The sequence below is a fragment of the Thermomonas sp. genome (assembly GCF_023953935.1).
Classification (GTDB): Bacteria; Pseudomonadota; Gammaproteobacteria; order Xanthomonadales; family Xanthomonadaceae; genus Thermomonas.
Genome location: NZ_JAMLIW010000002.1, coordinates 203,794 through 225,332 on the forward strand (window position 1 = coordinate 203,794; position 21,539 = coordinate 225,332).

General features: G+C 66.3%; 20 protein-coding genes. 7 read left to right on the plus strand and 13 right to left on the minus strand.

Going from position 1 to position 21,539, the window contains the following annotated elements:
* Positions 1-41: 41 nt before the first annotated feature.
* The 4 genes from M9902_RS03745 to surE are packed head-to-tail and all read right to left on the minus strand — an operon-like array spanning position 42 to position 2,909.
* On the minus strand, positions 42-827 hold the full coding sequence (locus M9902_RS03745) for a peptidoglycan DD-metalloendopeptidase family protein (RefSeq protein ID WP_297221246.1): 786 nt from the start codon (positions 825-827) through the stop codon (positions 42-44).
* Positions 824-1,438: a YqaA family protein gene (locus M9902_RS03750; protein ID WP_297172066.1), complete on the minus strand. Its 615-nt coding sequence runs from the start codon at positions 1,436-1,438 to the stop codon at positions 824-826. The genes M9902_RS03745 and M9902_RS03750 overlap by 4 nt, the downstream gene beginning before the upstream one ends.
* The gene (locus M9902_RS03755; protein ID WP_297221247.1) at positions 1,435-2,115 is read right to left on the minus strand and encodes a protein-L-isoaspartate(D-aspartate) O-methyltransferase; all 681 of its coding nucleotides are present in this window, start codon (positions 2,113-2,115) and stop codon (positions 1,435-1,437) included. The genes M9902_RS03750 and M9902_RS03755 overlap by 4 nt, the downstream gene beginning before the upstream one ends.
* The gene (surE, locus tag M9902_RS03760; RefSeq protein WP_297172072.1) at positions 2,112-2,909 is read right to left on the minus strand and encodes a 5'/3'-nucleotidase SurE; all 798 of its coding nucleotides are present in this window, start codon (positions 2,907-2,909) and stop codon (positions 2,112-2,114) included. Before surE ends, M9902_RS03755 begins: the two co-directional genes overlap by 4 nt.
* A gap of 76 nt (positions 2,910-2,985) precedes the next feature.
* Here surE and M9902_RS03765 point away from each other — a divergent pair, with 76 nt between their 5' ends.
* The 4 genes from M9902_RS03765 (at position 2,986) to M9902_RS03780 (ending at position 6,616) form a co-directional block, all read left to right on the plus strand.
* A complete protein-coding gene (locus M9902_RS03765) occupies positions 2,986-3,522 on the plus strand; it encodes a hypothetical protein (protein WP_297221248.1) in 537 nt (178 codons plus the stop codon).
* A gap of 150 nt (positions 3,523-3,672) precedes the next feature.
* Positions 3,673-3,939, plus strand: coding sequence for a hypothetical protein (locus M9902_RS03770; RefSeq protein WP_297221249.1), 267 nt, complete (start codon positions 3,673-3,675; stop codon positions 3,937-3,939).
* Positions 3,936-4,910 (plus strand): cytochrome c, encoded by a 975-nt coding sequence (locus M9902_RS03775; protein ID WP_297221250.1) that lies wholly within the window; start codon positions 3,936-3,938, stop codon positions 4,908-4,910. Before M9902_RS03770 ends, M9902_RS03775 begins: the two co-directional genes overlap by 4 nt.
* Positions 4,910-6,616, plus strand: coding sequence for a cbb3-type cytochrome c oxidase subunit I (locus M9902_RS03780; protein ID WP_297221332.1), 1,707 nt, complete (start codon positions 4,910-4,912; stop codon positions 6,614-6,616). The genes M9902_RS03775 and M9902_RS03780 overlap by 1 nt, the downstream gene beginning before the upstream one ends.
* 42 nt (positions 6,617-6,658) lie before the next feature.
* On the opposite strand, the gene truD is transcribed toward M9902_RS03780, so the two are convergent.
* From truD to M9902_RS03815, 7 genes are all read right to left on the minus strand, one after another.
* Positions 6,659-7,798: a tRNA pseudouridine(13) synthase TruD gene (gene truD, locus M9902_RS03785; protein WP_297221333.1), complete on the minus strand. Its 1,140-nt coding sequence runs from the start codon at positions 7,796-7,798 to the stop codon at positions 6,659-6,661.
* A 31-nt stretch (positions 7,799-7,829) separates the two neighbouring features.
* Positions 7,830-8,333, minus strand: a complete 504-nt coding sequence (ispF, locus tag M9902_RS03790) for a 2-C-methyl-D-erythritol 2,4-cyclodiphosphate synthase (protein WP_297221251.1) — start codon at positions 8,331-8,333, stop codon at positions 7,830-7,832.
* Between the two features lie 118 nt (positions 8,334-8,451).
* Positions 8,452-9,138 (minus strand): 2-C-methyl-D-erythritol 4-phosphate cytidylyltransferase, encoded by a 687-nt coding sequence (ispD, locus tag M9902_RS03795; protein ID WP_297172087.1) that lies wholly within the window; start codon positions 9,136-9,138, stop codon positions 8,452-8,454.
* Positions 9,135-9,500, minus strand: a complete 366-nt coding sequence (gene ftsB, locus M9902_RS03800; RefSeq protein WP_297172091.1) for a cell division protein FtsB — start codon at positions 9,498-9,500, stop codon at positions 9,135-9,137. The genes ispD and ftsB overlap by 4 nt, the downstream gene beginning before the upstream one ends.
* Positions 9,501-9,512: 12 nt before the next feature.
* On the minus strand, positions 9,513-10,904 hold the full coding sequence (gene eno, locus M9902_RS03805; RefSeq protein WP_297221252.1) for a phosphopyruvate hydratase: 1,392 nt from the start codon (positions 10,902-10,904) through the stop codon (positions 9,513-9,515).
* Positions 10,905-11,234: 330 nt separating this feature from the next.
* The gene (gene kdsA, locus M9902_RS03810) at positions 11,235-12,068 is read right to left on the minus strand and encodes a 3-deoxy-8-phosphooctulonate synthase (protein WP_297221253.1); all 834 of its coding nucleotides are present in this window, start codon (positions 12,066-12,068) and stop codon (positions 11,235-11,237) included.
* 199 nt (positions 12,069-12,267) lie between these two features.
* Positions 12,268-13,953, minus strand: a complete 1,686-nt coding sequence (locus tag M9902_RS03815; RefSeq protein ID WP_297172098.1) for a CTP synthase — start codon at positions 13,951-13,953, stop codon at positions 12,268-12,270.
* Positions 13,954-14,204: 251 nt separating this feature from the next.
* Here M9902_RS03815 and parE point away from each other — a divergent pair, with 251 nt between their 5' ends.
* The 3 genes from parE (at position 14,205) to M9902_RS03830 (ending at position 18,503) form a co-directional block, all read left to right on the plus strand.
* A complete protein-coding gene (gene parE / locus M9902_RS03820; RefSeq protein WP_297221254.1) occupies positions 14,205-16,094 on the plus strand; it encodes a DNA topoisomerase IV subunit B in 1,890 nt (629 codons plus the stop codon).
* 32 nt (positions 16,095-16,126) lie between these two features.
* Complete coding sequence (locus tag M9902_RS03825; protein ID WP_297221255.1) at positions 16,127-16,402, plus strand: hypothetical protein; 276 nt, start codon at positions 16,127-16,129, stop codon at positions 16,400-16,402.
* A 121-nt stretch (positions 16,403-16,523) separates the two neighbouring features.
* Positions 16,524-18,503 carry an alpha/beta fold hydrolase gene (locus tag M9902_RS03830; protein WP_297221256.1) on the plus strand — a complete coding sequence of 660 codons (1,980 nt, stop codon included), beginning with the start codon at positions 16,524-16,526 and terminating at the stop codon, positions 18,501-18,503.
* Positions 18,504-18,691: 188 nt separating this feature from the next.
* Here M9902_RS03830 and M9902_RS03835 read toward each other — a convergent pair whose 3' ends face one another.
* On the minus strand, positions 18,692-19,963 hold the full coding sequence (locus M9902_RS03835; RefSeq protein WP_297221257.1) for an FAD-dependent oxidoreductase: 1,272 nt from the start codon (positions 19,961-19,963) through the stop codon (positions 18,692-18,694).
* Positions 19,964-20,111: 148 nt separating this feature from the next.
* On the minus strand, positions 20,112-21,518 hold the full coding sequence (locus tag M9902_RS03840) for a DUF418 domain-containing protein (protein WP_297172113.1): 1,407 nt from the start codon (positions 21,516-21,518) through the stop codon (positions 20,112-20,114).
* Between the last annotated feature and the right edge of the window lie 21 nt (positions 21,519-21,539).

Here is a 21,539-nt window from a genome sequence, read left to right on the forward strand (position 1 = left end):
CGCCGCGATTTGCGGGCGGCGTGCAGGCTGGCCCGCAGGCCTCAGCGGCGCGGCAGATAGGCCTGCGGGTCGACCGGTTTGCCGTCGTAGCGGATTTCGAAATGCAGCATGTCGCGGGCCGCGCCGCTGTGGCCCATTTCGGCGATCGGGTCGCCCGCCTTCACCCGCGTCCCCTCGTTCACCAATCGGGCGCGGTTGTGGCCGTAAGCGGTCAGCCACTGGTCATTGTGCTTGATGATCACCAGTTCGCCATAGCCGACCAGGCCCGAGCCCGAATACACCACCACGCCGTCGGCGGCGGCGCGCACCGGCTGGCCTTCGCGACCGCCGATATCCACGCCCTGGCGGGTCGGGTCGCCCGCCGCAAAGCCCGACAGCACGCTGCCGTCAGTGGGCCAGCGCCAGGCGGGAGCACCGGCGATCGGCGCCTCGGGTGCGCGGGTCGACGCGGGCGCTGGAGTCGTCCTCGATGCCGGTGGGTGTGGCGCGGACGCGCGGCTGCTGCGCGGCGCAGCGTTCGCCCGACCATCGCGTGGATACAGGCGCAGGCGCTGGCCGGGGTAGATCGTGTACGGCGGCGCGATGTCGTTCCACAACGCGAGATCGAGCGCGGTGATGCCGTTCTCGGTGGCGATCCGGTACACGGTCTGCCCCGGCTTCACCACGGCGGTGGCGCCATAGCGCGGCTGCGAGACCCGCACCGGCCCCGACCCGACCCGCGACGATCCGTGGCGCGGTTCACGCACCACCCGGCTGTGGCCGCACGCCACCAGCAGGCCCACCAGCAGCACAACCAGAATCCCGCGCAGGTGCATGCCCGCCATCATGCCGCAGCTCCGGGCAACAGCAACCAAACGACGATCCCGACCAGCAACAACAGCGCCACCCAGCCGATCGGTTCGATCCAGCGCTGCAAGGCGCGCTCGGCGCGCTCGCCGCCAAGCCGGATCGCCAGTGCCAGCAGGTACACGCGCTTGCCGCGGCCGATCGCCATGCTCAGCAGGAATGGCAGCATCGGCACCCCGACCACGCCGCTGGCCCAGGTGAACACCTTCATCGGGATCGGCGCGAAACCGCCGATCACCAGCAGCCAGAACGCCTTCCAAGGCGACTGCGCGGTGATCTCGCGCAGGCGCATCACTTCGGCATCGATGTGTTCGAGCCAACCCAAACCGTCCAGCGCGGGCCGGACCAGTTCATAGGCATAGTGGCCAAGCAGATAGCCAATCACTGCGCCGAGCAGGGAAGAAGCCAGGCTGATGCTGGCGAAGCGGAAGCCGCGCTTGGGCTGCGCCAGGCACATCGGCGCCAGCATGATCTCGGGCATGATCGGGAAAATGATCGCCTCGGCGAAACTGAGAACGCCGAGCAGGGTCGGCGCGCGCTTGTGCCGCGACCAGGCGATGGCGCGGGCATACAGCGGCGCGAACAGCTTCACCGATCCACCACGCCCGACAGCAGCGGCACGAAGCTGACCGCGCCCAGATCTTCGCTGGCGACATCACCCTCGGCATCCTTGCGCAGGCACAGCAAGGCCTGGCCGCTGGATGCACCGACGGGTGCCACCAATACCCCGCCCGGCGCAAGCTGCGCCAACAGCGCATCGACGAGGGCGGGGCCGGCCGCGGTGACGATGATGGCGTCGAACGGGGCTTCCTCCGGCCAGCCGATCCGGCCATCGTCGTGCTTGCTGCGCACGTGCAGGCCCAGGGCACGGAAGCGCTTGCGCGCGCTGCGCAGCAAATCGCCGATCCGTTCGACGGTGAACACATCCAGCCCCAGCGCCGCCAGGATCGCGGCCTGGTAGCCGGAGCCGGTGCCCACCTCCAGCACCCGCCTGGGTGCGTTTTTCAGCAGCGCTTCGGTCATCTTCGCCACCACCCAGGGTTGCGAAATGGTCTGGCCGTGGCCGATCGGCAGGGCGTTGTTCTCATAGGCGCGCGAGGCCAGCGCCTCCTCCACGAACCGATGCCGCGGCACGGTGCGGATCGCGTTGAGGACGCGCTCGTCGGCAATCCCGCTGCCGCGCAGGTCGTCGATCAGGCGGTCGCGGGCGCGCTGCCCGGTCATCCCGATGCCGACGTCAGCCGGGCGCAGCCGCAGCGGCACGATCATGCCTGCCGCTCCGGGACGGGCGCAGTCGCGAGGCCGTCCACCCACTTCGCCACCTGTTCCAGCGCCTGATAACGGGTGAGATCCACGTGGATCGGCGTGATCGCGATCTGGCCGCTGCGGACCGCGTGGAAATCGGTGCCAGGCCCCGCGTCCAGCTCATCGCCGGCAAACCCAATCCACCACCATTGGCGCCCGCGCGGGTCCTGCTGCGGGGTGCACGGGCCGGCCCGATTCCGATGCCCCAGCCGGCTGGTGGCGAAACCACGAATCGCGTCCCAGGGCAGGTCCGGCACATTGACGTTGAGGATGGTGCTGGCCGGCAGCGGGTCACGCCGCAGCAGTTCGATGATGGCCACGGCCGCGCGTGCCGCGCTGGCATAGTGACGGCCGCGCCCGCCGTGCTCCGGCGCCAGCGACACCGCGACCGCCGGCAGGCCGAGGAAGCGCCCCTCCATCGCCGCCGCCACGGTCCCCGAATAGATCACGTCGTCGCCAAGGTTGGCGGCATCGTTGATCCCGGAGACCACGATATCCGGCTCCAGTCCGAGGGTTTCCAGCATCCCCGAGATCGCCACGTGGACGCAGTCGGTGGGCGTGCCGTAGACCTTCCAGGTGCACGGGTCGCACTGCACGACCCGGATCGGGGCATCCAGGGTCAGGGAATTGCTGGCGCCGCTGCGGTCGCGGTCCGGTGCCACCACCACGACCTCGTGCCCGGCGTCGCGCAGGCCTTGGGCAAGGACCTGGATGCCGGGGGCGTCGACGCCGTCGTCGTTGCTGACGAGTACCCGCATGGCGCCTAGCAACCCGAAAATCTGTGCATGTGCCCATGATACCGGATGCGCCGCTGGATCGCGGTAGGCTGTGGCCATGCCAGAGCACGACGACAGTGATGGCGGCCGGCTGTTCCGCGAAGCGATCGGAGCCGATCGCGGCGAGGTGCGCCGGTTGCCCGCAACCGGGCTGCCGCCGTCGCCGCCGCGACCCGCTCCGGCGGCGAAGATGGCGGCACGCGATGCGCAGCTGGCGCGTGCGGAATTCCGGGAATTGGCCGCGTCCGCGCAGCCCGACGGCCGCCTCTGGCGACGCGACGGGGTTCCGCCCCGGCTGCTGGAACAACTCGCCCACGGCGCGTTCGCGGTTCAAGCCGAGTTCCGCACCGACCCGCGATTGCGCGCGTCCGTACAGCGACAAATCACCGGGTTCCTGCACGACTGCCGAACCCGATCGCTGGGCTGCGTGCGGATCGTGCTGCCAATTCCGGCGCACGAAGACGACCCGGCGACGGACAACGCCGATCCGATCGAACGGGCGCTAGAAAAACGCGATGCCGTGATTGCATACCAGGCTGTGCGCGGCAGCGGCGCGTTGGTTCTGACCGTGTTGCTCGCCGGCCGACGCGCCTGAGAGTGCTTCTCACTCTGCCCCAACAGGCGATCGCTTGACCTGCGTCAATCATCTGAACGCCGGCTGACTGTTAGGGTTGCACGTCCTTGCAGCAAGGCCTCTTCGGGGCGCTTGCCGCAACGGCTTTCTCAACCCATACGGGAGCAGGGCATGCGCAAACGCGCCGTCGATTTCTGGCTGTCCGTCATTGCCAGTGTGGCCGCCACGGCCTTGTCGTGGCCGTTCTGGCGCGACTTCAATTACTGGGCCGTGACCAGGGAAATGTGGCTGGTCTACTTCATCGGCGGCTTCCTGCTGTCGATCTACGTCTTCTATGCCTTCCTCGGCGCGCTCCACACCCTGTTCGAGCATGACGCGATCGAGCACGCCGAGGCGGCCGCCAAGGCCGCCAATACCACGTCGGAGGGGCAGCCATGACCTGCACACCCGGCCAACCCTGCGAAGAGGGTAAGAAGCGCGGCCGCGCGCTCGGCGCGCTGCTGCTGATGGCGGTGATCTTCGTGCTGCTGTCGTTTGCCTCGTTCGTCAAATCGCGCAACCAGGTGACGCCCGACCAGGTGCACTACGCCGGCTTCGACGCCGTCCAGGGCAAGCGCGTGTTCCAGGCCTACAACTGCATGGGCTGCCACACCCTGCTCGGCAACGGCGCCTACTTCGGCCCCGACCTGACCAACGTCTACGAGCACGCCGGTCCGGCGTGGCTGGCGGCATTCCTGCCGTCGGCCGGCGGCTGGCCCACCCGGCCCGCCGTCCAGGTCCATCTGGCCGACGCCGCCCAGCAGGCCGACACCGGCATCAAGGACATGGACGCCTACCTCAAGCAGTTCCCGGGCGCGGCCGAGCGCATCACCCGCCGCGGTGGCCATGACACCTACATGCCGAACCTGCCGATCAACGGCACCGAGGTCAAGCAGCTGATCGCCTTCCTCAAGTACACCTCGGCGATGAACACCATGGGTTGGCCGCCGAAGCCGCAGGTCGACGGCCTGAGCTTCCCGCAGGCCAAGCCGTTCCCGCAGGCGGCGGGGACGTCCGCCGCGGCCGCCACGCCAGCAGCAGGCGCGCCGGCCGCCGCCGCCGATCCGGCAGCGCAGGGCAAGGAGCTTGCCACCCAGATGGGCTGCACCGCCTGCCACGCGATGGACGGGGCGAAGAAGGTCGGGCCCGGCTGGGGCGGCCTGTTCGGTCATCCGGTCAAGCTCGCTGATGGCAGCACCGTCACCGCGGATGAGGCCTATCTGGCCGAATCGATCCGCAATCCGAACGCCCGCGTGCCCGCAGGCTACACCGCAGGCCTGATGCCGACCTACGACGCCGCAACGATTCCCGACGACCAGGTCGCCGCCATCGTGGCCTATATCCGCACTCTGCAGGGAGGTGGACAGTGATGCAGATCCAGTACCAGACGCAGCGTCTGAGCATGCGCTTCTTCATGCTCATGGCGGTGCTGTTCATCATCCAGGTCGGCTTCGGCCTGCTCCTGGCCATGCAGCACGTTGATCCGACCCTGCTGGCCGGGACCCTCAACTTCAACATCGCCCGCGCCGAGCACCTCAATCTCGGCATCCTGTGGATCCTTGCCGGCTTCATCGGCACGATCCTGTTCGTCGGTCCGCTGATGTCCAAGCGCGAGCTGGCCGCGCCGGCGCTGATCAAGTTCCTGTTCTATGCGCTGTGCGCGGTGACGATCTGGAACTTCATCTCGCAGGGCTTCGCCGCCGATGGCGTCGCCGGCTGGTGGATGGGGCAGCCGTGGATCCAGGAAGGTCTGGAATACCTCGAAGCCGGGCGCGCCGCCGACGTGGTGATCCTGATCGGCTTCTCGATCCTCGCCTACGTGGTCTGGCGGACCTTCCCGCCGCGCAAGGACTGGAACGAGATCCACTGGGGCCTCGCCATCGGCGTGCTTGCGCTCACCTTCGTCTGGCTGTTCGGCATGTTCTTCGTCGAGCGCCAGGACCTGAGCGAGTACTTCCGCTGGTACGTGGTGCACTACTGGGTCGAAGGCGTGTGGGAAGTCATCCACATCAGCCTGATCGGCTTCCTGCTGGTGCTGCTGTTCGACGCCAACGTCAAGAGCGTGGGCTATGCGGTGTTCTGGGGCGTGGTGCTGGTGTGGTTGTCCGGCCTGATCGGCAACGCCCACCACTACTTCTGGATCGGCACGCCGGAGTTCTGGCAGTTCTGGGGCTCGCTGTTCAGCGCGCTGGAGCCATTGCCGCTGGTGTTCTGCTTCTGGCACATCTATCTGGACGCCCACCACGACCGCAAGCCGTTGAAGAATGCCCCGGCGTTCTACTTCATCCTCGGTTCGGTGGTGCTCGAACAGGTGGGCGCCGGCATCCTCGGCTTCACCATGACCTTCGCCCTGACCAACGTGTGGTCGCACGGCACCTGGATCACCCCGGCGCACGGCCACCTGGCCCTGTTCGGCACCTTCGGCATGCTCGGCATCGCCGCCGCCTACTTCGCCGTTCCGGTGATGCGCGGGATCAAGGAGTTCGACCAGCGCCTGGGCAAGACCGCGTTCTGGCTGGTGTTCACCGGGATGCTGGGGATCGCGTTCGCCTTCGCGATGGGCGGCACCGCGCAGATCTTCATCTACCGCACCCTGAGCCTGGACTGGTTCGGCGGTGACGTCTACCCGGCGATGAATTTCTTCAAGGCCCTGGTTCCGGTCTTCGGCGCCGTGTTCCTGTTCGGCACCGGCATCATCGTCTATGACCTGATGACCATGGGCAAGCGCGCACCGGCACAAAGCACGGCTGCCGCCCCGGACGTGCATGCCGGCCCGCTGGCCGTCGCCCATGCGCCGGGCCGCTGGAGCCGCTATCTGGAAGGCTACGAGGCCGGGCTGTGGCTGATGGGCATGTGGATTTTCGGTGCGATCATCACGTTCGGCCTGCTCAGCTTCAACCTGGCATCCGTGCGTGCCGGCGACCCGACCCTGCCCTACATCCTGGCTTGGATCGGCTACCCGGGGCTGCTGCTGATCACCCTGCTGTTCGTCTGGCGCTTCCTTGCCTCGCTGGATGCGCGGGCGAAGGACCCGGCCAACGTCGCGCTTCCGCAGGTGCTGGCACAGCCGGCCTGATCGGCAAACCAAACGCAGCGGAGCCGGTTCCGCTGCGCTGGTTCAAGGCGCCGGGGTTCCGCAAGGGGCCCCGGCGTTTTCGTCAGGCCGTTCGCGCTGACTGGCCACGTCGGCCACCTCGCCCAACTCCGCCAGCACCACGGTAGCGTAGCTGCCCGCCGGCAGGCTGAAGCCAAGCTCCAGCACGTCCGCCGCCGGCCAGCGCCAGCGCAACGTTTCAGGGCGCAGCCGCAGCGCACGTCGATCCTGCTTCAAGTCGGCGCGCTCCAGACCGTCGCGCAGACGGCTGGCGGTATCCCCCTGCAACGCGGCCCACTCCATCTCGCGTACCGCCGCGGCGCTGCGCAGCTCGCCGCAGCCCCACAGCGGGCCGGTTGGATGGATGTCGAAGGCGTCCAGCCGCGTGCACAGCTCCGGCGTCAGCGGCTCCGGCCCGAACACGCTGTGGCTGCCGTCCAGCATCCACACCTCGCCGTCCTGCGCCGCGTCCCATCGCCCTGATTCGACCCGCGCGGCCAGCACCCGGTTGAACAATTCCGAACGCGCCGCCGACAGCAGCAGGCTGCGCTCCTCGCGCCGCACCCGGCGACCGGCGAACATTGCCAGCGCCTTGCGCAGATTGCCGGCATCGCGGCCGAAGCGCTGCTCGCCGAAATAATTGGGCACCCCGCGCGCCGCGATCGCCGCCAGCCGCGCTTCGATCCGCGCACGCTCGCCTGCCACGTTGCGCAGCGTCAGCACGAAGCGATTGCCGGCCAGCGCACCGCGCGGCAATTTGCGCGCGTGCCAGGAGTGCTCAAGCACGCGCAGTTCCTCCGATTCGAGCTGCGCAATCTCGGGCGCGATTTTTTTCGGAATCCACACCGAAAACCGCTGGCGCGTGACGGCATGGCGATCCTTCAGGCCGGCATAGCCAATCGCCGATTCCGCCACGCCGGCCCATTCGGCGATGCGCTTTGCTGCAAATGCGGTATTCATGCCACGTTTTTCGACCGTCAGCAGCAGGTGCTCGCCGGCGCCGCTGGCGTCAAAGCCCGGCAGTTCCTCGACGAAAAAATCCGTATCACTGCTGCGCATGTCGGCCGCCAAGACCGGCGCGCCGTGGGCGCGCGGCAGTTCAACACCCCTCTCACCTCGGGAGAGGGGTTGGGGTGAGGGTTGGGTGACATCGCAATGATTCATCAACATCGCTACTCCGTACCCTCATCCGGCGCTACGCGCCACCTTCTCCCGGAGGGAGAAGGTGCCTCAACAGGCACACCGCCTGCGCCGCGATGCCTTCACCACGGCCGGTGAAACCGAGGCGTTCGCTGGTGGTGGCCTTGACGCTGACGGCATCCACATCGATGCCAAGCATGGTGGAAATCGTTTCCCGGATGGCCGCAACGTGCGGCCCGATCTTCGGCGCCTCGCAGATCACCGTGACGTCGCAATTGCCTACCTGCCAGCCCTGTGCGCGGATCAGGTCATCGCAATGACGCAGGAAGGCGCGGCTGTCGGCGCCCTTCCAGCGCGAATCGGAAGGCGGAAAATGCTGGCCGATGTCGCCCAGCGCCAGCGCCCCGAGCAGGGCGTCGCACAGAGCATGCAGCACCACGTCGCCGTCGCTGTGGGCCATGACCCCGCGCGCGTGCGCAACCCGCACCCCGCCGAGCATCACGTGGTCGCCGGTGCCGAAAGCGTGGACGTCGAATCCCTGACCGATCCTGATTTGCATACGCCTGTCTCCTGTCCTGCCCCTGCAGGAGCGCCCCGCAGGGGTGCGATGCTTCCTGCGCGCCTGCTGTCGCGCCCCTGCGGTGCGACTTCAGACAATGCGCCCCCGCGTTGAGCGCCTACAGATTCCTGGATATTAGAAACTCCACCAGCGCCAGATCCGCCGGGGTCGTTACCTTGATGTTGTCTTCCCGGCCTTCGACCAGTTGCGGATGCCGGCCCAGGCGTTCGACCGCCATCGCCTCGTCGGTGACGGCGATGCCGTCGTCCTGCGCGGCTCCCAGCGCAAGCTGCAGCAGGTCACGGCAAAACGCCTGCGGCGTCAATGCCCGCCAAAGACCGTCACGCGGCGCGGTGGCGACGATATGGCCTTCGCCATCGCCACGCTTGAGGGTGTCGCGCACCGGCGCGGCGAGGATGGCGCCATCGGCACACAGATGCGCGGCGGCGAGCAGGCGGTCGATGTCGTTGCGATGCAGGTTCGGACGCGCGGCGTCGTGCACCAGCAACAGGGTGTCCGCCTCCACGGCTTCAGGCAATGCCTGCACAGCGGCCAGCACCGAATCGGCGCGTTCGGCGCCACCGACGCAGGTCAGCACCGGTTTGCCGCACAGCCACGTCCAGCCCGGCCAGCGGTGGTCGCCTTCGGCCAGCGCCACCACGACGCCTTCGATGTCGGGATGCGCCAGCAGCGCCTCCAGCGCGTGCTGGATCAGCGGTTTGCCCACCGCGTGCAGATATTGCTTGGGAATCCCGCCACCAAAGCGGCGCCCGCTGCCCGCTGCCGGCACCAGTGCCCAACTCACGGAACGGGCTCGCCCGTGGCGGTGGCGCGAGCGGCGGCGGTAGCAGCGGTGGCGGCCTCGGGCTGCACCGGTGCGGCGGTATCGCCATCGATCACGCGATAAAAGGTCTCGCCCGGTTTCACCAAGCCCAGCTCGCTGCGCGCGCGCTCCTCGACCGCTTCGCCGCCCGATTTCAGGTCGGCCACTTCGGCCACCAGGGCATCGTTGCGCGCCTGCAACCTGGCGTTTTCGGTGCGCTGCGCCTCGACCTGGGCGTTCAAGGCCGCGACTTCCGCCTGCCCACCATCGCCGTACCACAGTTTGTACTGCAAGCCTGCCAACAACAGCAGCAACAGCAGCACCAGGGCGGCAAAGGCCTTCATGTACTCGCCCGATCAGCGCGCCAGCGACACGAACGCGGCGCGACCGGCATAACGCGCGGCGCTGCCGAGCTGCTGTTCGATCCGCAGCAGCTGGTTGTACTTGGCCACGCGGTCGCTGCGGCACAGCGAGCCGGTCTTGATCTGGGTGGCGGTGGTCGCCACCGCAATGTCGGCAATCGTGGTGTCCTCGGTCTCGCCGGAGCGGTGCGAGACAATCGCCGCGTATTTCGCGGCATCCGCCATCGCAATCGCCTCCAGGGTTTCGCTCAAGGTGCCGATCTGGTTGACCTTGATCAGGATGGCATTGCCGACGCCACGCGCGATGCCGTCCTGGAAGATGCGCGGATTGGTGACGAACAGGTCATCGCCGACCAATTGCACCGTCTTCCCCAAGCGGTCGGTCAGCAGCTTCCAGCCGTCCCAATCGTCCTCGGCCATGCCGTCTTCAATGGTGATGATCGGGTACTGCGCGCACCAGTTGGCGAGGAAGTCGGTGAACTGCTCGGAGCTCAGGCGCTTGCCTTCGCCGGTCAGGTTGTACTTGCCGTTCTCGAAGAACTCGCTGGCCGCGCAATCCAGCCCCAGCAGCACGTCTTCACCGGCCTTGTAGCCGGCCTTGCCGATCGCCTCGAGGATGGTCTCCAGCGCTTCTTCATTGCTGCGCAAATCAGGCGCGAAGCCGCCTTCGTCACCGACCGCGGTGGACAGGCCACGTGCCTTCAGCACGGATTTGAGTGCGTGGAAGATCTCGGTGCCACTGCGCAGGGCTTCGGAGAACGAATCGAAGCCGACCGGCAGCACCATGAATTCCTGCAGGTCGACGTTGTTGTCGGCGTGCGCGCCGCCGTTGATGATGTTCATCATCGGTACCGGGAGAGCAGGAGCGCTCAGGCGTTGCCCTATCGGCAACGCCTGCTCCTGCGAGCGCCCGGCCAAGGATGGCCGGGCCGGGGTTTCATGAGCCGACATTGCTGCGCCATGGACGGCAGCATTGACCTCAAGCAGGTACTGCCACAACGCCTGCTTGCGCGATGCCGCCATCGCGTGCGCGGCGGCCAGCGACACGCCCAGCAGCGCATTGGCCCCGAGGCGACCCTTGTTCTCGGTGCCGTCGAGGTCGATCAGGCGCCGGTCCAGACCCGCCTGATCGGCGGCATCGAAGCCCTTGAGCGCATCGGCAATTGCGCCATTGACATTGCCCACGGCCTTGCTCACGCCCTTGCCGAGGTAGCGGGTCTTGTCGCCATCGCGCAGTTCCACCGCTTCCTTGCTGCCAGTGGACGCGCCCGACGGCACCGCGGCGCGACCGAAACTGCCGTCGGCCAGCGCCACTTCGGCCTCGAGGGTGGGGTTGCCGCGGCTGTCGAGGATTTCGCGGGCGTGGATGGAGGCGATCGTGGTCATGGGCATGTCAGGTGAGGGTTGGGGAATCGGTCGCTGTTCGATCTGGAATCATCGGGTGGTACGTCGTTCATGGTTCGACAAGCTCACCACGAACGGGAATGTGCTCACCACGAACGGGAATGTGCTCACCACGAACGGGAATGTGCTCACCACGAACGATGGTGGGTGTGAGGCTCTGCGGATTCCATATGTACCCGTTCGTCCTGAGCCTGTCGAAGGATGAACGGGTTGTGACGGATTCCGTTCATGGTTCGACAAGCTCACCACGAACGGGAATGCGCTCACCGCGAACGGGAGCAGGTTCGCAACGAACTGTTTCGGTGCTCGCGGTCAAAGAGATTGCTCCAGCAGGCCGTGGCGCTTGGTTGCGTGATCCAGTTCAAGCAGGGTTTCCAGCAGCGCTTCCATCTTGCCCAGCGGCCAGGCGTTGGGGCCGTCGGACAGCGCCTTGCTCGGGTCGGGGTGGGTTTCCATGAAGATCCCGGCCACGCCCACGGCGATCGCGGCGCGCGCCAGCACCGGCACGAACTCGCGCTGGCCGCCACTGGAACTGCCCTGCCCGCCCGGCAGTTGCACCGAATGGGTGGCGTCGAATACCACCGGGCAGCCGGTCTGCCGCATCACCGCGAGGCTACGCATGTCGCTGACGAGATTGTTGTAGCCAAAGCTGGCGCCGCGCTCGCAGACCATGATCTGCTGGTTGCCGGTGGACTTGGCTTTCTCCACCACCGGCTGCATGTCCCACGGCGACAGGAACTGGCCCTTCTTGATGTTGACCGGCTTGCCGGTGGCGCAGACCTTGGTGATGAAATCGGTCTGGCGCACCAGGAAGGCCGGGGTCTGCAGCACGTCGACCACCGCCGCCACCTCGTCCATCGGCGTGTATTCGTGGACGTCGGTCAACAGCGGCACGCCGAGCTGGCGCTTGACCTCACTCAACACCCGCAAACCCTCTTCCATGCCGGGGCCGCGGAAGCTGTGGACCGAGGTGCGGTTGGCCTTGTCGAAACTGGATTTGAAGATGAAGGGAATCCCGAGCCGACCGGTGATTTCCTTGAGCGTGCCAGCGGTATCGACCTGCAACTGCTCGGATTCGACCACGCAGGGCCCGGCGATCAGGAACAGGGGCTGGTCGAGCCCGACTTCGAAGCCGCACAGTTTCATGCCGCCATCTCCATGGGTAGGGTGCTCATTGCCGTTTGTCGTGCACCCGACTCCGTTCGTGGTGAGTCCAACTCCGTTCGTGGTGCACCCAACTCCGTTCGTGGTGAGCCTGTCGAACCATGAACGGCACCCGCCGCAACCCGTTCATCCTTCGCCGGGCTCAGGACGAACGGGGGGGAAAATCCAAGACCGTCCCGGGTCATGCGCTCACATCCCGCAGCAACTTGCCGCCGGCCTTGTGCTCGCGCGCTGCGCGCACGAAGCCGACGAACAGCGGGTGGCCGTGGCGCGGGGTAGACAGGAATTCGGGGTGGGCCTGACAAGCCAGGAACCACGGATGCGCGGACTGCGGCAGCTCGATCATCTCCACCAGCAGATCGTCCATCGACTTGGCGGAAATCACCAGCCCCGCCTGCTCCAGTTGCACGCGGTAGCGATTGTTGAATTCGTAGCGATGGCGGTGGCGCTCGCTGACCACGTCCTTGCCGTACAGGCGGTGCGCCAGCGTGCCCGGCTTGACCCGCTGTTCCTGCAAGCCCAGGCGCATGGTGCCGCCGAGGTCCGACTCCTCGCTGCGCTGTTCCAGATCCCCGCTCTGGGTGCGCCATTCGGTGATCAGGCCGATCACCGGATGCGCCGCGTTGCGGTCGTTCTCGGTGCTGTTGGCGCCTTCCAGCCCGGCCACGTTGCGGGCCACATCGACCACCGCCGCCTGCATGCCGTAGCAGATGCCGAAGTACGGCAGCCGGGTCTCGCGGGCGAATTTCGAGGTCAGCACCTTGCCGTCAAAGCCGCGATCACCGAAGCCGCCCGGCACCAGCACGCCATCCACGCCCGCCAGCAGCTTCGCCGCCCCCTCACGCTCGATGTCCTCGGCCTCCAGCCACTTCAGGTTGACCCGCGTGCGCTGGCGCAGACCGCCGTGCTTGAGTGCCTCGCCCACCGATTTGTAGGCGTCCTTGTGGTCGATGTACTTGCCGACCACCGCAATCGTCACCTCGTCCTGCGGGTGCTCGGCGGCATCGACTACCGCATCCCATTCCGACAGGTCGACGACGCGCGCCTTGCCCGCCAGCCCGAGCTGTTCCACCACCAGCTGGTCCAGCCCCTGGGCGTGCAGCCAGCGCGGAATCTTGTGGATGTTGTCGAGATCGATGGCGGAAATCACCGCCTTTTCCGGCACGTTGGTGAACAGCGCGATCTTGCGCCGCTCGCCCTCGGGCAGCGGATGCTCGCTGCGGCACATCAACACATCCGGCTGAATACCGATCCCGCGCAATTCCTTGACCGAATGCTGGGTCGGTTTGGTCTTGAGCTCGCCGGCCGCCTTGATGAACGGCACCAGGGTCAGATGCATGAACATCGCCTTGCCCGGTCCACGTTCGATTCGCAGCTGGCGGATCGCTTCGAGGAACGGCAGCGATTCGATATCGCCGACGGTGCCGCCGATCTCGACGATGCCTACGTCATGGCCACGCGTCGCGGCGTCGATGCACAGCTTGATCTGGTCGGTGACGTGCGGGATCACCTGCACGGTGCCACCGAGATAGTCGCCGCGGCGCTCCTTGCGGATCACCGCCTCGTAGATCTTGCCGGTGGTGATCGAATTGAGGCCGGACAGGCGGGTGTTGACGAAGCGCTCGTAGTGGCCAAGGTCGAGATCGGTCTCGGCACCGTCGTCGGTGACATAGACCTCGCCATGCTGGAACGGGCTCATGGTGCCCGGGTCCACGTTCAGATACGGGTCCAGCTTCATCATTGTCACCGACAGGCCGCGGGCTTCGAGAATCGCTGCGAGCGACGCAGCGGAAATTCCCTTGCCCAGCGAGGACACGACGCCCCCGGTGACGAACAGAAGGGGCGTTTCGGAGGCGGGCGCGGTCATGGCACTGGCACGGTGCTGGAAAGGGCCATTCTAACGGCAAGCGCCCAACTGCGCCTGTCCGCCGGATGCAGCGCAGCAAGTTTTCCCACCGTCGTCCTCCATGCCATTCACCCGAACAATCAGATACTTGCAAGCACCTCGCCGCAACCGCCCCGGTTCGATCGCAGCGCTGACCCAAGCCAGGCGAGCGCCTTGCGTACAATTTCCCCCAATTTCGCGCGCCGCGCGCGCCGCCACTGCCAAGCCACTGAATGAACGCACGCTACAACGCCGCCGACATCGAAGTCCTCACCGGCCTGGACCCGGTCAAGCGCCGCCCCGGCATGTACACCGACACCAGCCGGCCGAACCACCTCGCCCAGGAGGTGGTCGACAACGCGGTGGACGAAGCGCTGGCCGGCCATGCCCACCAGATCGACGTTATCGTGTTCGCCGACGGCAGCTGCGAGGTCGCCGATGATGGCCGCGGCATGCCGGTGGACATCCATCCCGAAGAGAAGATCCCCGGCGTCGAATTGATCCTCACCCGCCTGCATGCCGGCGGCAAATTCAGCGACAAGAACTACACCTTCAGCGGCGGCCTGCACGGGGTCGGCGTCAGCGTGGTCAACGCGCTGTCGACCCGGGTCGACGTCCACATCAAACGCGACGGCAGCGAATACCGCATGGCCTTCGCCCACGGCGATCGCGCCAGCAAACTGGAAACCCTCGGCAGCGTCGGCAGGAAGAACACCGGCACCCGCCTTCGCTTCTGGCCCGACCCGAAATATTTCGACACCCCCAAATTCAACCTGCGCGCGCTCAAGCACCTGCTGCGCGCCAAGGCCGTGCTCTGCCCCGGACTGACCGTGAGCCTGTTCGACGAGGCCAGCGGCGAGCGCGTGCAGTGGTACTACGAGGACGGCCTGCGCGACTACCTCAAGAGCGCGCTGGAAAGCCGCGAATTGCTGCCGCCGGAGATCTTCATCGGCAGCCAGCAGCGCGATGGCCAGATCGTGGACTGGGCCGCGGCCTGGATCCCCGAAGGCGAGCTGGTGCAGGAAAGCTACGTCAATCTGATCCCGACCGTGCAACACGGCACCCACGTCAACGGCCTGCGCACCGGTTTCACTGACGCGCTGCGCGAGTTCTGCGATTTCCGCAACCTGCTGCCGCGCGGGGTGAAGCTGGCCCCGGAAGACGTCTGGGACCGGATCGCTTTCGTGCTCTCACTGAAAATGACCGACCCGCAGTTTTCCGGCCAGACCAAGGAACGCCTGTCCTCGCGACAGGCGGCGGGCTTCGTCGAAGGCGCCGCGCACGACGCCTTCAGCCTGTGGCTGAACACCAACACCGCGCTGGGCGAGCGCATCGCGCAACTGGCCATCGAACGCGCCAGCGCCCGCCTGAAGACCGAAAAACAGATCGTCCGCAAGAAGGTGACCCAAGGCCCGGCCCTGCCCGGCAAACTGGCCGATTGCATCTCGCAGGATCTGTCGCGCACCGAGCTGTTCCTGGTCGAGGGCGACTCCGCCGGCGGCAGCGCGCGGCAGGCGCGCGACAAGGATTTCCAGGCCATCCTGCCGCTGCGCGGCAAGATCCTGAACACCTGGGAAGTCGCTTCCGGGCAGGTGCTGGCCTCGCAGGAAGTGCACGATCTGGCGGTCGCCATCGGCTGCGACCCTGGCAAGGACGACATCAGCGGCCTGCGCTACGGCAAGGTGATCGTGCTGGCCGACGCCGATTCCGACGGCCTGCACATCGCCACCCTGCTCTCGGCCCTGTTCCTGCGCCACTTCCCGGAACTGGTGCGCGGCGGCCACGTGTTCGTGGCGATGCCGCCGTTGTTCCGGATCGACGTCGGCAAGCAGGTGTTCTACGCACTCGACGAAGACGAGAAGCGCCTGCTGCTGGAGAAGATCGAACGCGAGAAGATCCGCGGCCAGGTCCATGTGACGCGCTTCAAGGGCCTGGGCGAAATGAACCCGGCGCAGCTGCGCGAATCAACCATGCACGTCGACACCCGCCGCCTGGTCCAGCTCACCGTCGACGACGCCGACGCCACCCGTGGTCTAATGGACATGCTGCTGGCGAAAAAGCGCGCCGGCGACCGCCGCAGCTGGCTGGAACAGAAAGGCGACCTGGCGACGCTCGAGGTTTGAATTTTCGGCCCCTCCACGAGAAGGAGACGCCCATGATCGATTCAGCAAACCCCAAGCCCCTGTGGCTCTGGCTTTCGGTGGCGGCAACGGCGCTGTTCCTGCCACTGTGGTCGCTGCTGGACCGGTTTTCCGGACCATGCGCGGACGGCATGTGCAGCTACGCATCGGGCGTGCTGCTGGCCGCCGGCTGCGCACTGGCAACCCTGGTGTTCGCGGTGGTCGGGCTGGTTCGCAAGGAACGCCCGCGCTGGATCCTGCTGCTCATCCTGCCGATATCGGCGGGCCTGATCGTCGTGCTTGCCCTGTAGGCGGTTGGCGAGCCCTGCCTGCGCCGGAAACACTGCAATCACCAAGAGCCCCCGATAGTCACTGCTTCCTACTATTGTTGCATCGATATAAAATTTCGATGTCAACTCGCAGGGGGTTCAAATGCCGCGTTCAAGCCAGTCACGCCAATCGCCACGCCGCGCTCTTTCTTTGCTGCTGGCAGCCGTCTTTCTGCTGCCGTTCGGCCAATGCCTCGCGCAACAGCCACCGTCCGCATCGGACTTCACGCGCAGGCCCAATGCGTGGGAAGTCTCGCTGTCCCCTTCCGGTGAATTCGTCGCACTCGCCATCCCTTCGCAGGACGGGCTCGAGACGCAGCTGGAGGTGACCAACCTGACCAACGGCAATACGCAAGTCCTGCGGTTTGGCCAGAGATTCCATGTGTCCGACGTCGTGTGGACGGCAGATGATCAAGTCGTCGTGGCGAAGGCGGAGTTGGAACCCCTCAAGGCACGCCCGGTCTCGATGGGCCATCTGTACACATCCGACATCCAGGGCAAGAATCGCGATGTCCTGTTCGGCTACATCCGCGATGACGGCAACCGTCGCGGGCGCCGCAAGGATGAGGGTTGGTCCAGCGTGGTCAAGGTACTCGACAACGAACCCGGCATGGCTCTGGTCCGTTTCACTTGCTGGAATTGCGGTGAGAACCCGGACACCGTCATCTTCAAAGTCGATACGCGCACCGGAAACCGCAAGGAAGTCGAGCGCGGGAACAACCGGGCCAGCTTCCAGTTCGACCAGACCGGCGTGGCGAGATTCCGCACGACCTTCGACGAGGACGACGAACCCGTCTTGTCCTACCGCCGCAACCCGGGCGACGCTTGGACTCCGCTGCCAAAATCCATCGCCGGAAGGCTCCTCTTCGGGGCGCGTTTCGCCGCTGACAACAACACCGTCTACGCACTGGTGAGTGACGCGCTGGAACCCGCCCAGGCGTATCGCATCGACCTGCAAGCCGGTACCCGCACCAAGCTCGCAGGCTCCCCGACCGTCGCCGTCACCGGTTTCATGTACGAAGGAAGGGGCGGGATTCCATTCGCGGTCACCTTCGACGAGGCAAAACCCAGCCTGCAATACTTCGATCCGAACTCCGCGTGGGCACAACTGCACGCCGGGCTGATGCGATCCTTCCCCGGGCACATGCTCGATTTCACCGGCTTCAGCCGCGACGGCAACAAGATCCTGTTCAAGGTCTGGTCCGACCGCGACATCGGAAGCTACTACGTCTATGACAGGACGACCAAACAAGCGCAGAAGATCATCGACGACAAGCCCTGGCTCGCGCCCGAATCGATGGCGCAAATGCGGTCGATCGAATTCGTCAACCGCTCGGGGCAGACCATCCACGGCTTCTATACCGCGATCGGAACGGGGCCCAAACCGCTGGTCGTCATGGCCCACGGCGGGCCGTTCAGCGTGTACGACAGCTGGGGCTTTGATGACGAAGTCCAGTACCTCGCCACCCACGGCTATGCCGTCTTGCAGGTGAACTACCGCGGTTCCGGCGGGCGCGGAGAGGCATTCCAACGATCCGGGTGGTTGGGCTGGGGCACGACGATCCAGGACGACATCAGCGATGGTGTTCGCTGGGCCATACAACAAAATCTGGCCGACCCGCAGCGCATCTGCACCTTCGGTGGAAGCTTCGGTGGATACACCGCGTTGATCCAACCGATCCTCAATCCCGGCATGTACAAATGCGCGATCGGTTATGTCGGCGTCTATGACCTTCCGCTCATGCGCAGAACCGATGCGAACAGTGGCGTTTCCGAACGAACCGAACGATTCTTCAACCGCACGCTTGGAACCGACATGGCCGCGCTTGCGCAAATCTCGCCAACGACGCGGGTCGCCGACCTTCGGGTACCGGTCATGCTGGCCCACGGCAAGGATGACCACACGGCCAACTTCAACCAATACAAGGCAATGGTTGCGGCGCTGGACGCGCAAGGACGGCCGGCAGAGTTGTTCGCCGTTCCCGGCGAAGGGCACGGCTTCGTCAATCCTGACAACCGGGCCGAGTTGTTCCGGAGGGTGCAGGCCTTCCTCGACAAATACATCGGCCCGGGATCGCACTGAACCGGCCACCCTGAGGTCCGCGAAGGTTCCTGCAAGTCAGGCGTCAGATCGCTGCTGACGCCGTTTCTGCAATCTGTGGAAATGCGGAAACCCGTGCGCAGCGGAAGCGTGATTTCGCCAAGCCAGCGCAGCATGGCCGCGGCAGACCGGCAGGCACGCGCCGCAGGCCAGGCAATTCGACTGGGTGCTCATGCGAATCGTGCCGGGTCGAACGGCCCCGGATCCACGGTGGGCGCACGGTCGCAGAGCAAATCCGCCAGCAGCTGGCCGGTGCCGGCGCTCATGCCCACGCCCATCATGCCGTGGCCGACTGCCAGCCACAGGTGGGCATGCCCGGGGGCACGGCCAATCAGCGGCACGTCATCGCGGCTCATCGGCCGCCAGCCGCACCAGCGTTCCCGTTCCTGCGGGCCAACGGGTTCGTGCAGGAACGCACGCGCGCCGCGTTCCAGCGCAGCCAGCCGGCGCGGGTTGAGACTGGCATCGAAGCCGGAAAACTCCATCGTGCTGCCGAGGCGATAACCATCGCTCCAGGACGTCACGCAAACCGAGGGTTCAAACAGGATCGACGGCCGCTTGGGCAACTGCGTTGGCCGGCTGTAGGTGATCGAATAGCCCTTGCCGGGCTGGATCGCCTTGCGCAGCCAGCGCAGGCCGACGGCAGCGGCAATCTTCGGCGTCCAGGCGCCGGTGGCGAGGATCGCGTCGCGCGCCGAGAATGCGCCTTGTGCGGTTTGCACGCGGACGCCCCGCCCCTCCTCCGTCAGACCGAGCAAAGGGCAGCTTTCCAGAATGTGACCGCCGCGCTCGCGCACGACGCGCGCCAGTTCGGCCACGTAGCGATCCGGCCGCAGCGCGGCATCGCCACGAAAGCGCATCGCGCCCACGACCCCGGATCTGAAGGCGGGATCACTGGCTTCAAACGCGGCGCCATCGACGATCTCGACGGCGATGCCCAACTCGCGCAGCAGCGGCAGGTCGCGCAGTTCGTGGTCGAGCGCGCGACGGGTGCGGAAGACGTAGTCCTCGCCGGTTTCGGCAAATTCGCAGCACAGCCCGTAGCGGCTCACCCAGTCCTGGATGCGGCGCCGCGAGTCTTCCAGCAGCAGCGACTTGGCCTGCGCGCTGGCGCGGTAGTCCTTCGCGTTGCAGCGGCGCGCAAAGCCGAGGAACCAGCCCAGCCGCAGCGGATCGAGGCTTGGCTTGATGTACAGCGGCGCGTCCGGGGTGAACATCCAGCGCGCCGCCCGCCACAGCGTCCCCGGCCCGGCCAGCGGCGGTGCGTGGCTGGGCGTCAGGGTGCCGCAGTTGCCGTGCGAGGCGCCGCTGCCGACGGTGTTGGCATCAATGACCGTGACGGAACGCCCGGCTTCCAGCAGCGCCAGCGCGGTCGCCAGTCCGGACACGCCGGCACCAATGATCAGGCAATCAGCGGACAACGCGGGCGCGGCTGCATTCACGTGGGCCGACCTTGTCTGATGAGACGCGTCATTATGGACGCTCTGTGCGACTCATCCGCGCGCGGTCCGATGGGAACTGGATCGGCACGCGCTCGCACGGGCCCAACCGGGTCGAGCAGGGGCCTCTCGGCTCTGGCGCACCCAACGGTCAGGGTCCGGCAATCGCGGCCTGCACCTCGACGCGCATGGCGGGCCGAGCCCCATAGGTCATCCAACGCCACAGCCACTCCAGCGGACCGAAGCGGAATCGCGCCAACCACCAACGGCTCAGCAGCACCTGCAGCACAAACATCCCCAGCACGAACAGCACCTGCTGCGCCCGCGGCATGCCCCAGAAGCCCAGGCCATAGCCAAAGAAGAACAGCGAACAGAGCACTGACTGGCCGATGTAATTGGTCAGCGCCATGCGTCCCGCGGGCGCCAGCCACCCCAAACCGCGACGCCACGATTGCCGCTGCAATGCCAGCAACAGCAGGGCGACATAGCCCAGCGCCATCGGCAGGCTGCCGATCAGTTGCAAGCCGCCGGCAGTCATCCAACGCGCCTGACCGGAGCCGGGATCGGTTGCGATCATTGCGCTCGCCAGGGTCGTCAGCAAACCTGCCGGCAACGCGATCCACGCCCATGCACGCAGCAGCCCGAGGTGCTGCAGGGGCTCATTGACCGCTCCTGAACGCAACAACCACGCCCCGATCATGAACAACCCCATCGCCATCGGAACAAAGAAGATGGCTCGGGTAAAGTCCGCGATGAAATGCGGGGCCCTGAATTTCACCGCATCCGCGTAGCTGCCCCGGGTCATCACCGAAGCCTCCATCGCTGCCTGTTGCGCCTGCTGGCGAAGCGCTTCTTTCATCCGTCTTTCGCCTTCCGCCCGCGCCCTCGTTTCTTCCGTGGACATCTGGGCGACGGGACCCACCGCCCTCGCCGCCTCCGCACGCCATTGGATTCCCCCCAGCAACGCCAACAACACGGCCGGCAGCAGGTACAAGGTCAGGCCAGCCTTCATCAGGTTGCGGCCCTGCAAAGCCAGCGAACCCGCCGCCGCACCGCGCCTGAACCAGGTCAATACCAGTGCATCGATCAACAGGAGGAATGCCGTGAACCCCGCGTCTTCGGGCAAGTTGAAGGCAAACCCCACTGCAATCAGCAGTGCGAAGGCCACCCACATCATCCAGCCACGCCCCAACAACACCGCCAGCAAAACCGCGGCCGCCGAGGCATAGCTGAGCAGGATGTCGCCGGCCCAGATCAGCATTCCATGCACCAAGCCGAACAATGCCAACGCCACCGTCCGGCGCAGGTAGGGCGTCGTGAAGTGGCGGCCTGCCGCCTGTGCACGCGCCAGCATCAGCGCGAACCCCATGCCGAACAGGATCGAGAAAATGGTGAAGAACTTGTCGCGAACGAACAGGTGGATCGCCAGAGCAGCCCAAGCATCGGCCCCCTCCAGGCCCGTCGGCAGGCCATCGCCCAGCGCAGCCAGCGGCCGGTTGAAGAATTCGACATTCATCAACGCGATGCCGAGCAGGGCGAAACCGCGGATCACGTCCATCGCCTGGATGCGGTCGCGACT

Excerpts from the sequence above, each read along its gene's own strand:
- truD (WP_297221333.1), bottom strand. The coding sequence starts at position 7,798 with ATGAATCATTGCGATGTCACCCAACCCTCACCCCAACCCCTCTCCCGA.
- kdsA (WP_297221253.1), bottom strand. The coding sequence starts at position 12,068 with ATGAAACTGTGCGGCTTCGAAGTCGGGCTCGACCAGCCCCTGTTCCTG.
- M9902_RS03765 (WP_297221248.1), top strand. The coding sequence starts at position 2,986 with ATGCCAGAGCACGACGACAGTGATGGCGGCCGGCTGTTCCGCGAAGCG.
- M9902_RS03775 (WP_297221250.1), top strand. The coding sequence starts at position 3,936 with ATGACCTGCACACCCGGCCAACCCTGCGAAGAGGGTAAGAAGCGCGGC.
- M9902_RS03770 (WP_297221249.1), top strand. The coding sequence starts at position 3,673 with ATGCGCAAACGCGCCGTCGATTTCTGGCTGTCCGTCATTGCCAGTGTG.
- M9902_RS03830 (WP_297221256.1), top strand. The coding sequence starts at position 16,524 with ATGCCGCGTTCAAGCCAGTCACGCCAATCGCCACGCCGCGCTCTTTCT.
- M9902_RS03815 (WP_297172098.1), bottom strand. The coding sequence starts at position 13,953 with ATGACCGCGCCCGCCTCCGAAACGCCCCTTCTGTTCGTCACCGGGGGC.
- M9902_RS03745 (WP_297221246.1), bottom strand. The coding sequence starts at position 827 with ATGATGGCGGGCATGCACCTGCGCGGGATTCTGGTTGTGCTGCTGGTG.
- M9902_RS03780 (WP_297221332.1), top strand. The coding sequence starts at position 4,910 with ATGCAGATCCAGTACCAGACGCAGCGTCTGAGCATGCGCTTCTTCATG.
- surE (WP_297172072.1), bottom strand. The coding sequence starts at position 2,909 with ATGCGGGTACTCGTCAGCAACGACGACGGCGTCGACGCCCCCGGCATC.
- ispF (WP_297221251.1), bottom strand. The coding sequence starts at position 8,333 with ATGCAAATCAGGATCGGTCAGGGATTCGACGTCCACGCTTTCGGCACC.
- M9902_RS03840 (WP_297172113.1), bottom strand. The coding sequence starts at position 21,518 with ATGGACGTGATCCGCGGTTTCGCCCTGCTCGGCATCGCGTTGATGAAT.
- M9902_RS03755 (WP_297221247.1), bottom strand. The coding sequence starts at position 2,115 with ATGATCGTGCCGCTGCGGCTGCGCCCGGCTGACGTCGGCATCGGGATG.
- eno (WP_297221252.1), bottom strand. The coding sequence starts at position 10,904 with ATGACCACGATCGCCTCCATCCACGCCCGCGAAATCCTCGACAGCCGC.
- ftsB (WP_297172091.1), bottom strand. The coding sequence starts at position 9,500 with ATGAAGGCCTTTGCCGCCCTGGTGCTGCTGTTGCTGCTGTTGTTGGCA.
- parE (WP_297221254.1), top strand. The coding sequence starts at position 14,205 with ATGAACGCACGCTACAACGCCGCCGACATCGAAGTCCTCACCGGCCTG.
- M9902_RS03825 (WP_297221255.1), top strand. The coding sequence starts at position 16,127 with ATGATCGATTCAGCAAACCCCAAGCCCCTGTGGCTCTGGCTTTCGGTG.